The sequence below is a fragment of the Pseudomonas sp. AM14(2022) genome (genome assembly GCF_036346455.1).
GTDB classification, from domain to species: domain Bacteria; phylum Pseudomonadota; class Gammaproteobacteria; order Pseudomonadales; family Pseudomonadaceae; genus Aquipseudomonas; species Aquipseudomonas putida_A.
Map to the genome: position 1 here is coordinate 110,108 of NZ_JAOTNY010000006.1, position 11,497 is coordinate 121,604.

Genomic DNA, 11,497 nt, shown 5'->3' on the forward strand with positions numbered 1-11,497 from the left:
CCGGCGGATTTTTTCATGTATGATACGCGCCCCATTTCGTTGCCCGACTGTCCGAGAACACCCCATGCAGCTCTCTTCGCTCACTGCGGTTTCCCCTGTTGACGGCCGCTACGCCGGCAAAACCCAGGCCCTGCGCCCGATTTTCAGCGAGTACGGCCTGATCCGTGCCCGCGTCCTGGTTGAAGTGCGCTGGCTCCAGCGCCTGGCCGCCCACGCCGGTATCCCGGAAGTGCCAGCCTTCTCCGCCGAGGCCAACGCCGTTCTCAATGAACTGGCTGAAAACTTCTCGCTGGAGCACGCTGAGCGCGTCAAAGAGATCGAGCGCACCACCAACCACGACGTCAAGGCGATCGAATACCTGCTCAAGGAGCAGGCGGCCAAGCTGCCGGAGCTGGCCAAGGTCAGCGAGTTCATCCACTTTGCCTGCACCAGTGAAGACATCAACAACCTGTCCCACGCCCTGATGCTGCGCGAAGGCCGTGACGACGTGATGCTGCCGCTGATGCGCCAGACTGCCAACGCCATCCGCGAACTGGCGATCCGTTTCGCCGACGTGCCGATGCTGTCGCGCACCCACGGCCAACCGGCCTCCCCGACTACTCTGGGTAAAGAGCTGGCGAACGTGGTTTACCGTCTCGAGCGTCAGATCGCTCAAGTCGCTGCCGTGCCGCTGCTGGGCAAGATCAATGGCGCCGTAGGCAACTACAACGCGCACCTGTCGGCCTACCCGCAGATCGACTGGGAAGCCAACGCCCGCGCCTTCATCGAAGACGAACTGGGCCTGGGCTTCAACCCGTACACCACGCAGATCGAACCGCATGACTACATCGCCGAGCTGTTCGACGCGATCGCGCGCTTCAACACCATCCTGATCGACTTCGACCGTGACATCTGGGGCTACATTTCCCTGGGTTATTTCAAACAGCGCACCATCGCTGGCGAAATCGGTTCGTCGACCATGCCGCACAAGGTCAACCCGATCGACTTCGAAAACTCCGAAGGCAACCTGGGCATCGCCAACGCACTGTTCCAGCACCTGGCGAGCAAACTGCCAATTTCCCGCTGGCAGCGCGACCTGACCGACTCCACCGTACTGCGCAACCTCGGTGTGGGCTTCGCTCACAGCGTGATCGCCTACGAAGCCAGCCTCAAAGGCATCAGCAAGCTTGAGCTGAACGCTGACAAGATCGCTGCCGATCTGGACGCTTGCTGGGAAGTATTGGCCGAGCCGATCCAGACCGTGATGCGCCGCTACAACATCGAAAACCCGTACGAAAAGCTCAAAGAACTGACCCGCGGCAAGGGCATCAGCCCTGAAGCGCTGCAGACTTTCATCGACGGCCTGGACATGCCAGCCGAAGCGAAAGCCGAGCTGAAACAGCTGACCCCGGCCAACTACATCGGCAACGCTGTGGCGCAAGCCAAACGCATCTGATTCACCGCTTGACCCGTTTGAGACGCCCGGCCGCGCCGGGCGTTTTTATTCCCGTCTGAAAAATGCTTTTTTTCAATAGGTTACACATGAATCCTGATACTCCTCTTCAACTCCTGGGCGGTCTCACGGCGCGCGAATTCATGCGCGATTACTGGCAGAAAAAGCCGCTGCTGATCCGTCAGGCCATCCCTGACTTCGAAAGCCCGATCGACGCCGACGAACTGGCCGGCCTGGCCCTGGAAGAAGAGGTCGAGTCGCGCCTGGTGATCGAGCACGGCGAGCGTCCGTGGGAGCTGCGTCGCGGCCCGTTCGCCGAAGACGAATTCAGCAAGCTGCCGGAAAAAGAGTGGACCCTGCTCGTTCAGGCCGTTGATCAATTCGTCCCGGAAGTCAGCGAGCTGCTGGAAAACTTCCGCTTCCTGCCGAGCTGGCGCGTCGATGACGTGATGATCAGCTTCGCCGCCCCGGGTGGCAGCGTTGGCCCGCACTTCGACAACTACGACGTGTTCCTGCTGCAAGGTCATGGCCAGCGCAACTGGAAGATCGGCCAGATGTGCGACTCCGAAAGCCCGCTGCTGCAACACGCGGATCTGCGCATCCTCGCCGAATTCCACGAGACCGAAGAGTGGGTGCTGGAACCGGGCGACATGCTCTACCTGCCGCCGCGCCTGGCCCACTGCGGTGTCGCCGTGGACAACTGCATGACCTACTCGGTCGGCTTCCGCGCCCCGAGCGCCTCGGAAGTACTGACCCACTTCACCGACTTCCTCAGCCAGTTCCTGACTGACGAAGAACGCTACACCGACGCCGATGCGAAACCGGTCAGCGATGATCCACATCAGATCCAGCACGACGCACTCGGCCGCCTGAAAAGCCTGCTCGCCGAGCACATGAGCGACGAGCGTCTGCTGCTGACCTGGTTCGGCCAGTACATGACCGAGCCGCGCTACCCGGAACTGGTGGTCGGCCCGGAAGACGTTGAAGAAGATGACTTCCTCAACGCGCTGCAGGACGGCGCCGTGCTGATCCGCAACCCGAGTGCGCGCCTGGCCTGGTCGGAAGTCGATGACGACCTGCTGCTGTTCGCCAGCGGCCAGAGCCGTTACCTGCCGGGCAAGCTGCGCGAGCTGCTGAAGATGATCTGCGCTGCCGATGCGCTGCATGTCGACAACCTCGGCGAGTGGCTCAACGACGAAGACGGTCGCGGCCTGCTGTGCGAACTGGTCAAACAAGGCAGCCTGGGATTTGCCGATGAATAAGATTCGCGTACGTGTCGCAGACTGGCAAAAGGACAACGCCGAGATCCGGCGCATTCGTGAAACGGTGTTCATCGCCGAACAATCGGTGCCACCCGAGCTTGAATGGGACGCCGATGACGCGACCGCCGTGCATTTTCTGGCGTTCGAAGGCGACTTTCCGATCGGCACCGCCCGCCTGCTGCCCGACGGGCACATTGGCCGGGTTTCGGTGTTGAAGGACTGGCGCGGGATGAAGGTGGGCGATGCGCTGATGCAAGCGGTCATCGCCGAAGCCGAAGCCCGCGGCCTGCAGCAGCAGATGCTCAGCGCCCAGGTACAGGCCACAGCGTTCTATGAGCGCCTGGGCTTCAGTCTGGTCAGCGAGGAATTCCTTGAAGCGGGGATTCCGCACGTCGATATGGTTCGGCATTCGGCTTGATCAACAGAGATCCCATACCTGTGAAACCCTGTGGCGAGGGAGCTTGCTCCCGCTGGGGCGCGAAGCGGCCCTGAAAATTTGGGGTCTGCTGCGCAGCCCAGCGGGAGCAAGCTCCCTCGCCACAAAAAGCGGTATGTGAGCACCCTCAAAACGCCCCGCCATCTTCAGATGCCGGGGCGTTTTGCTGTCTACGATTCAACTTGCCCCACCCCGGGCCGACAAACTGGCAATATCAAGCCTTTCGAAAGCGGAGATAACGGACATGTCCCTACGCACCCTGCTCACCACTCTGCTGCTCGGTTGCAGTTTTTCGGTGATGGCAGCCACAGAAATCGTGCCCCTCAACTACCGCACCAGCGCCGACATGCTGCCGATGGCGCAAGACTTTATCGGCAAGGACGGTCAGGTCAGCGCCTATGGCAACCAACTGATCATCAAGGCCGAGCCGGACAAGATTCAGGAACTCAAGGCGCTGATTACCCAGCTCGATACTGCGCCCAAACGCCTGTTGATCACGGTTGATACCAATGAAAACAACGGTCGCGGCGATGAAGGCTACTCGGTCAACGGCGCGCAGCCGAATCAGACCCGCATTATCAGCCGCAGCACCGCCAGCCGTGACGGCGGCGTGCAGCAAGTACAGGCTACCGACGGCATGCCGGCGCTGATTCAGGTCGGCCAAAGTGTGCCGATCACCAGCAGCCAGACCAACTCCTACGGCGACTACAGCAGCCAGACCCAATACCGTAACGTCACCCAAGGCTTCTACGTCACCGCCAGCGTCACCGGCGACATCGTTCACCTGGCAATCAGTACCAACCGTGACCGCATGAGCCAGGAACGTCCCGATGTAGTGAACGTGCAAAGTACCGACACAACGGTCAGCGGACGCCTGGGCGAATGGATCACCCTCGCCGGCGTAAACCGTGAAACCCAGGCCGACAAACAGGGCCTGACCCGCAGCTACTCGACTCAAGGCCGAGATGACATGACTTTACGGGTCAAAGTCGACGCCCTGGACTAAAGCACCGAAAACTGACTGATTAGTCGTATTAGACGAAAGATGTAGTGCTTGAAAAAAAGCACTACAAAACGTTTGACGAGCCAAAAAAGCGAAGGCATGATGGCCTCGCTCCCGCTAATCAGAGGCCCTGGCAAGGGCCTTCGAAGCGATGTTCGCACCTACCCCGCGAACCGCTTCGTGTCTGTACCGCCCACAAGGTGTGTTTGACGAGGTTGCCGACTGGAACGAAGTTGTCCCGAGGGACGGAAGCGTATTTAGGTAACCCGGCTTCACGCTGTAGTCCGTATAAAGGCCCACGACGCCCGAATGCGCCCGCAGTCCGCCACTACCTGCTCACTTCCCCTCGAGCCCATCGTTCATCCCGTCGCCTACCCCGCCGAACCCGACTTGACCACCTAAGCTTCTGGTCAGCGAGCGCAGGAATTTTCCACCGCAGAACAACTTTTCATAAAGACGCGACGAGGTTTATCTCCATGGCACTGACACGCGAACAGCAAATTGCAGCCCTTGAAAAAGACTGGGCTGAAAACCCGCGCTGGAAAGGCGTGACTCGCACTTACTCCGCTGCTGACGTCGTCCGTCTGCGTGGCTCGGTTCAGCCTGAGCACACCTTTGCGAAAATGGGCGCCGAGAAGCTGTGGAACCTGGTGACCCAGGGTGCCAAGCCGTCCTTCCGCCCAGAGAAAGATTTCGTCAACTGCATGGGCGCCCTGACCGGTGGCCAGGCTGTTCAGCAGGTCAAGGCCGGTATCCAGGCGATCTACCTGTCGGGCTGGCAAGTGGCTGCGGACAACAACTCCGCAGAATCCATGTACCCGGACCAGTCGCTGTACCCGGTGGACTCGGTGCCAACCGTGGTCAAGCGCATCAACAACTCGTTCCGTCGTGCTGACCAGATCCAGTGGAAGGCCGGCAAGAACCCGGGCGACGAAGGCTACATCGACTACTTCGCGCCAATCGTGGCTGACGCTGAAGCCGGTTTCGGCGGCGTGCTGAACGCCTACGAACTGATGAAGAGCATGATCGAAGCAGGCGCCGCCGGCGTTCACTTCGAAGACCAACTGGCTTCCGTGAAGAAATGCGGCCACATGGGCGGCAAGGTCCTGGTTCCAACTCAGGAAGCCGTACAGAAGCTGACCGCTGCTCGCTTGGCTGCCGACGTTGCCGGCACGCCGACCATCATCCTGGCGCGTACCGACGCCAACGCGGCTGACCTGCTGACTTCGGACTGCGATCCGTACGACCAGCCGTTCGTGACTGGCGAGCGTACTCAGGAAGGTTTCTACAAGGTTCGTGCCGGCCTGGATCAAGCCATCGCCCGTGGCCTGGCCTACGCACCGTACGCCGACCTGATCTGGTGCGAAACCGCCAAACCGGATCTGGAAGAAGCCCGTCGCTTCGCTGAAGCGATCAAGAAGGAATACCCGGATCAACTGCTGTCGTACAACTGCTCGCCTTCCTTCAACTGGAAGAAAAACCTGGACGACGCGACCATCGCCAAGTTCCAGCGCGAACTGTCCGCCATGGGTTACAAGCACCAGTTCATCACCCTGGCCGGCATTCACAACATGTGGCACAGCATGTTCAACCTGGCGCACGACTACGCCCGCAACGACATGACTGCCTACGTGAAGCTGCAGGAGCAGGAATTCGCTGACGCCGCCAAGGGTTACACCTTCGTGGCTCACCAGCAGGAAGTGGGCACCGGCTACTTCGACGACATGACCACCGTGATTCAGGGTGGCTCGTCCTCGGTGACCGCGCTGACCGGTTCGACCGAAGAAGAACAGTTCCACTGATTCGGCTTCGCTGAGCAAACGGCCTTTGCGGATCGTATAGAAAGCTAACCGCAAAGCCGCAAAACTGACGCCCCGACCGGTTCGGGGCGTTTTTTTTTGCGCGCCGATTCCCCAAACACCACAGCCCCCCCTTGTGGGAGCGGGCTTGCTCGCGAAAGCGTAGTGTCAGCCTGCACATGCGCGACTGACCCACCGCATTCGCGAGCAAGCCCGCTCCCACAGGTTTGACGCCCGCCGCGCGACAAAACATTGATCCAGACCAGTACTCAGGTCAGAAAAATCAGCTAAAACGGGCGCCACCGCTACTTGCAGTAACGGGCATATAAGACAACTTTCTGTTTACTGCACCGCTAAACAGTTACAAAACCACTCCAAACGATATCAATTATCATTTAGCTGCAACTATGTTCGTTACATTCCCTACAAAACATTATTTGCATAAACCCGGCTAATGCCCGCAACGCATGGGCTGCAGGGCATTGGAGGTACGCTATGTCCTTATTCCAATAAATAATTTCGCTATAGGAATTTTACTTGCCGGGTGTTTAGCCATAAAATCAGCGCGATTGATTGCTGCGACATATCGTCACTGCCTATTTCTTTATCAAGCTCAGAGACCTTTGCTCTCTGTTAAGGATTACCAGCATGCCCGAAGCGACAGGACTCATGGCCCACAACTGGGGCTTTGCCATTTTCCTTCTGGGTGTCGTCGGCCTGTGTGCCTTCATGCTTGGCGTCTCCAGCCTCCTCGGGTCAAAAGCCTGGGGCCGCAGCAAAAACGAACCGTTCGAGTCCGGCATGCTACCTACAGGTGGCGCCCGCTTGCGGCTCTCAGCCAAATTCTATCTGGTCGCGATGCTGTTCGTGATCTTCGATATCGAAGCCCTCTTTCTCTTTGCATGGTCTGTGTCCGTCCGCGAAAGCGGCTGGACCGGATTCGTCGAAGCTCTCGTTTTCATAGCAATTCTGTTGGCAGGTCTTGTCTACCTGTTCCGAGTGGGCGCCCTTGACTGGGCTCCGGAAGCTCGTCGCAAGCGGCAGGCGAAGCTGAAACAATGAGGCTTTGGCAATGCAATACAATCTCACCAGAATCGACCCCGATGCTCCTAACGAGCAGTATCCGATCGGCGAACGGGAAACCGTTTCCGATCCGTTAGAGGATCAAGTTCACAAAAACATTTTCATGGGCAAGCTCGAAGACGTGCTGAGTGGCGCGGTCAACTGGGGGCGTAAAAACTCCCTGTGGCCGTACAACTTCGGCCTTTCGTGCTGCTACGTGGAAATGACCACCGCCTTCACGGCGCCCCACGACATCGCGCGCTTTGGCGCCGAAGTTATCCGGGCATCACCGCGTCAGGCCGACTTCATGGTTATCGCCGGTACCTGCTTCATCAAGATGGCGCCGATCATTCAGCGTCTCTACGAGCAGATGCTCGAGCCTAAGTGGGTTATCTCCATGGGTTCGTGCGCCAACTCCGGTGGCATGTACGACATCTACTCCGTGGTTCAAGGGGTGGACAAGTTCCTGCCCGTGGACGTCTACGTACCTGGCTGCCCGCCTCGTCCAGAAGCATTCCTTCAAGGCTTGATGCTGTTGCAGGAATCGATTGGACAGGAGCGTCGTCCGCTTTCCTGGGTCGTTGGCGACCAAGGCGTTTATCGCGCCGACATGCCTTCGCAGAAGGAACAGCGCCGCGAACAGCGAATCGCAGTCACCAATCTGCGCAGCCCTGACGAAGTCTGATCCAGTCTGTTTCAAAGAAACGAGAAGCTGGCTTCATTCTTTACGTTGACCGAAAGCGAAAAAATAACCATGACTACAGGCAGCGCTCTGTACATCCCGCCTTATAAGGCAGACGACCAGGATGTGGTCGTCGAATTGAACAACCGTTTTGGCGCCGAAGCGTTCACCGCTCAGTCGACCCGCACCGGCATGCCGGTGCTGTGGGTGGCGCGCGCCAGACTCGTCGAAGTCCTGACCTTCCTGCGCAACCTGCCCAAGCCGTACGTCATGCTCTATGACCTGCACGGCGTGGACGAGCGTCTGCGCACCAAGCGTCAAGGGCTGCCATCGGGCGCCGACTTCACCGTGTTCTATCACCTCATGTCGCTTGAGCGTAATAGTGACGTGATGATCAAAGTCGCCTTGTCCGAAAGCGACCTGAGCTTGCCGACCGTCACCAGCATCTGGCCAAACGCCAACTGGTACGAGCGTGAAGTCTGGGACATGTACGGCATCGACTTCAAAGGTCACCCGCACCTGTCGCGCATCATGATGCCGCCGACCTGGGACGGTCACCCGCTGCGCAAGGACTTCCCGGCGCGCGCCACCGAATTCGATCCGTTCAGCCTCAACCTCGCCAAGCAGCAGCTTGAGGAAGAAGCTGCGCGCTTCCGTCCTGAAGACTGGGGCATGAAGCGTTCCGGGGCCAACGAGGACTACATGTTCCTCAACCTGGGCCCGAACCACCCTTCGGCGCACGGTGCGTTCCGCATCATTCTGCAACTCGATGGCGAAGAGATCGTCGACTGCGTACCGGACATCGGTTACCACCACCGTGGTGCCGAGAAGATGGCCGAGCGTCAGTCCTGGCACAGTTTCATCCCGTACACCGACCGTATCGACTACCTCGGCGGCGTGATGAACAACCTGCCGTATGTGCTCTCGGTCGAGAAGCTGGCCGGCATCAAGGTGCCGGAGAAAGTCGACGTCATCCGCATCATGATGGCCGAGTTCTTCCGGATCACCAGCCACCTGCTGTTCCTGGGTACCTACATCCAGGACGTCGGCGCCATGACCCCGGTGTTCTTCACCTTCACCGACCGCCAGAAGGCGTACACAGTGATCGAAGCCATCACCGGTTTCCGTCTGCACCCGGCCTGGTACCGCATCGGTGGTGTCGCCCACGACCTGCCGCGCGGCTGGGACAAACTGGTGAAAGACTTCGTTGAATGGCTGCCAAAACGCCTCGACGAGTACACCAAGGCGGCCCTGCAGAACAGCATCCTCAAAGGTCGGACCATCGGCGTCGCCCAGTACAACACCAAAGAAGCCCTGGAATGGGGTGTCACCGGTGCCGGCCTGCGTTCGACCGGTTGCGACTTCGACCTGCGTAAAGCGCGTCCATACTCCGGCTACGAGAACTTCGAATTCGAAGTACCGCTGGCCGCCAATGGCGATGCCTACGATCGCTGCATGGTCCGCGTCGAAGAGATGCGCCAGAGCATCAAGATCATCGACCAGTGCATGCGCAACATGCCGGAAGGCCCGTACAAGGCGGATCATCCGCTGACCACGCCGCCGCCGAAAGAGCGCACGCTGCAGCACATCGAAACCCTGATCACGCACTTCCTGCAGGTTTCGTGGGGTCCGGTCATGCCGGCCAACGAATCCTTCCAGATGATCGAAGCGACCAAGGGCATCAACAGTTATTACCTGACGAGCGACGGCGGCACCATGAGCTACCGTACCCGGATCCGTACTCCGAGCTTCCCGCACCTGCAGCAGATCCCTTCGGTGATCAAAGGCAGCATGGTCGCGGACTTGATTGCGTACCTGGGTAGTATCGACTTCGTTATGGCCGACGTGGACCGCTAAGCATGAACAGCACGCTTATCCAGACAGACCGTTTCACCTTGAGTGAAACCGAGCGCTCGGCCATCGAGCACGAGCTGCATCACTACGAAGACCCGCGCGCGGCGTCGATCGAAGCCCTGAAGATCGTTCAGAAGGAACGCGGCTGGGTGCCGGATGGCGCCCTGTACGCGATCGGCGAGATCCTCGGCATCCCGGCCAGCGACGTTGAAGGTGTGGCGACGTTCTACAGCCAGATCTTCCGTCAGCCGGTCGGCCGTCACATCATTCGCGTCTGCGACAGCATGGTCTGCTACATCGGCGGCCACGAGTCGGTGGTCAGCGAAATCCAGAACAATCTGGGCATCGGCCTGGGTCAGACCACCGCCGACGGTCGTTTCACCCTGCTGCCTGTCTGCTGCCTCGGCAACTGCGACAAGGCACCGGCGCTGATGATCGACGACGACACCTTTGGCGACGTGCAGCCTGCCGGCGTGGCCAAACTGCTCGAGGGCTACGTATGACCCTGACATCTTTCGGTCCTGCCAACCGCATCAAGCGTTCGGCCGAGACTCACCCGCTGACCTGGCGTCTGCGTGACGACGGCGAAGCCGTGTGGCTCGACGAATACCAGGCCAAGAACGGTTACGCCGCTGCGCGCAAGGCCTTCGCCGACATGGCTCAGGACGACATCGTCCAGACCGTGAAAGACGCCGGCCTCAAAGGTCGCGGCGGTGCAGGCTTCCCCACTGGCGTGAAGTGGGGCCTGATGCCCAAGGACGAATCCATCAACATCCGCTACCTGCTGTGCAACGCGGATGAAATGGAGCCGAACACCTGGAAAGACCGCATGCTGATGGAGCAACTGCCCCATCTGCTGATCGAAGGCATGCTGATCAGTGCCCGCGCACTGAAAACCTACCGTGGCTACATCTTCCTGCGTGGCGAGTACACCACCGCCGCCAAGCACTTGAATCGTGCCGTGGAAGAGGCCAAGGCTGCAGGCCTGTTGGGCAAGAACATTCTGGGCAGCGGCTTCGACTTCGAACTGTTCGTCCACACCGGCGCCGGACGTTACATCTGCGGTGAAGAAACCGCACTGATCAACTCCCTCGAAGGCCGCCGCGCCAACCCGCGCTCCAAGCCGCCCTTCCCTGCCGCCGTCGGCGTGTGGGGCAAGCCGACCTGCGTGAACAACGTGGAAACCCTGTGCAACGTGCCGGCGATCATTGCCGACGGCGTTGACTGGTACAAATCGTTGGCCCGCGAAGGCAGCGAAGACATGGGCACCAAGCTCATGGGCTTCTCCGGCAAGGTCAAGAATCCGGGCCTGTGGGAACTGCCATTCGGCGTCACCGGTCGCGAGCTGTTCGAAGACTACGCCGGCGGCATGCGCGACGGTTACAAGCTCAAGGCCTGGCAGCCAGGTGGCGCCGGTACCGGCTTCCTGTTGCCGGAACACCTCGACGCACAGATGTACGCCGGCGGCATCGCCAAAGTGGGCACCCGGATGGGTACCGGCCTGGCGATGGCGGTGGACGACAGCGTCAACATGGTTTCCCTGTTGCGCAACATGGAGCAGTTCTTCGCTCGCGAATCCTGCGGCTTCTGCACCCCGTGCCGTGATGGCCTGCCATGGAGCGTCAAGCTCTTGATGGCCATCGAAGAAGGCCGCGGTCAGCCAGGCGACATCGAGACCCTGCTGGGTCTGGTCGGCTTCCTCGGCCCAGGCAAGACCTTCTGTGCTCACGCACCGGGTGCCGTGGAGCCGTTGGGGAGTGCCATCAAATATTTCCGTCCAGAGTTCGAAGCCGGTATCGCGCCTGCAAGCGCCGCCGTCCCGCCTCTGGCAAGGCCGATCGTAATCGGCGCGTAAACGCTTAAAAAGGCGAAGGGTCCGTGCCCTTCGCCTTTCGTCCGATGACGCCTTTCGGGGCTGACTGGATTCGGACGGATAACAAGATTCCATTAGCCACGCCCGCTGACAC

10 protein-coding genes are annotated in these 11,497 nt (G+C 59.8%); all 10 read left to right on the top strand.

Annotation, left to right across the window (positions count from 1 at the left end):
- Positions 1-64 precede the first annotated feature (64 nt).
- Positions 65-1,435: an adenylosuccinate lyase gene (gene purB / locus V3W27_RS14240; protein WP_027614666.1), complete on the top strand. Its 1,371-nt coding sequence runs from the start codon at positions 65-67 to the stop codon at positions 1,433-1,435.
- A gap of 86 nt (positions 1,436-1,521) precedes the next feature.
- Entirely contained in the window at positions 1,522-2,694 is a 1,173-nt protein-coding gene (locus V3W27_RS14245; protein ID WP_003223820.1) for a ribosomal protein uL16 3-hydroxylase, read from the top strand.
- Positions 2,687-3,112 (top strand): GNAT family N-acetyltransferase, encoded by a 426-nt coding sequence (locus tag V3W27_RS14250; RefSeq protein ID WP_003223818.1) that lies wholly within the window; start codon positions 2,687-2,689, stop codon positions 3,110-3,112. The genes V3W27_RS14245 and V3W27_RS14250 overlap by 8 nt, the downstream gene beginning before the upstream one ends.
- A 262-nt stretch (positions 3,113-3,374) precedes the next feature.
- Positions 3,375-4,136: a secretin N-terminal domain-containing protein gene (locus tag V3W27_RS14255; RefSeq protein ID WP_103369318.1), complete on the top strand. Its 762-nt coding sequence runs from the start codon at positions 3,375-3,377 to the stop codon at positions 4,134-4,136.
- Between the two features lie 473 nt (positions 4,137-4,609).
- Positions 4,610-5,935, top strand: coding sequence for an isocitrate lyase (aceA, locus tag V3W27_RS14260; RefSeq protein ID WP_003223815.1), 1,326 nt, complete (start codon positions 4,610-4,612; stop codon positions 5,933-5,935).
- A 645-nt stretch (positions 5,936-6,580) separates the two neighbouring features.
- Entirely contained in the window at positions 6,581-6,994 is a 414-nt protein-coding gene (locus V3W27_RS14265; RefSeq protein ID WP_003223812.1) for an NADH-quinone oxidoreductase subunit A, read from the top strand.
- A 10-nt stretch (positions 6,995-7,004) separates the two neighbouring features.
- Positions 7,005-7,679 (top strand): NuoB/complex I 20 kDa subunit family protein, encoded by a 675-nt coding sequence (locus V3W27_RS14270; RefSeq protein WP_003223809.1) that lies wholly within the window; start codon positions 7,005-7,007, stop codon positions 7,677-7,679.
- A gap of 69 nt (positions 7,680-7,748) precedes the next feature.
- Positions 7,749-9,533: an NADH-quinone oxidoreductase subunit C/D gene (gene nuoC / locus V3W27_RS14275; protein ID WP_330206875.1), complete on the top strand. Its 1,785-nt coding sequence runs from the start codon at positions 7,749-7,751 to the stop codon at positions 9,531-9,533.
- A gap of 2 nt (positions 9,534-9,535) precedes the next feature.
- A complete protein-coding gene (gene nuoE / locus V3W27_RS14280; protein ID WP_003223804.1) occupies positions 9,536-10,033 on the top strand; it encodes an NADH-quinone oxidoreductase subunit NuoE in 498 nt (165 codons plus the stop codon).
- Entirely contained in the window at positions 10,030-11,385 is a 1,356-nt protein-coding gene (gene nuoF / locus V3W27_RS14285; protein ID WP_041073222.1) for an NADH-quinone oxidoreductase subunit NuoF, read from the top strand. The genes nuoE and nuoF overlap by 4 nt, the downstream gene beginning before the upstream one ends.
- Positions 11,386-11,497: the final 112 nt, after the last annotated feature.

Excerpts from the sequence above, each read along its gene's own strand:
- purB (WP_027614666.1), top strand. The coding sequence starts at position 65 with ATGCAGCTCTCTTCGCTCACTGCGGTTTCCCCTGTTGACGGCCGCTAC.
- V3W27_RS14245 (WP_003223820.1), top strand. The coding sequence starts at position 1,522 with ATGAATCCTGATACTCCTCTTCAACTCCTGGGCGGTCTCACGGCGCGC.
- V3W27_RS14250 (WP_003223818.1), top strand. The coding sequence starts at position 2,687 with ATGAATAAGATTCGCGTACGTGTCGCAGACTGGCAAAAGGACAACGCC.
- V3W27_RS14255 (WP_103369318.1), top strand. The coding sequence starts at position 3,375 with ATGTCCCTACGCACCCTGCTCACCACTCTGCTGCTCGGTTGCAGTTTT.
- aceA (WP_003223815.1), top strand. The coding sequence starts at position 4,610 with ATGGCACTGACACGCGAACAGCAAATTGCAGCCCTTGAAAAAGACTGG.
- V3W27_RS14265 (WP_003223812.1), top strand. The coding sequence starts at position 6,581 with ATGCCCGAAGCGACAGGACTCATGGCCCACAACTGGGGCTTTGCCATT.
- V3W27_RS14270 (WP_003223809.1), top strand. The coding sequence starts at position 7,005 with ATGCAATACAATCTCACCAGAATCGACCCCGATGCTCCTAACGAGCAG.
- nuoC (WP_330206875.1), top strand. The coding sequence starts at position 7,749 with ATGACTACAGGCAGCGCTCTGTACATCCCGCCTTATAAGGCAGACGAC.
- nuoE (WP_003223804.1), top strand. The coding sequence starts at position 9,536 with ATGAACAGCACGCTTATCCAGACAGACCGTTTCACCTTGAGTGAAACC.
- nuoF (WP_041073222.1), top strand. The coding sequence starts at position 10,030 with ATGACCCTGACATCTTTCGGTCCTGCCAACCGCATCAAGCGTTCGGCC.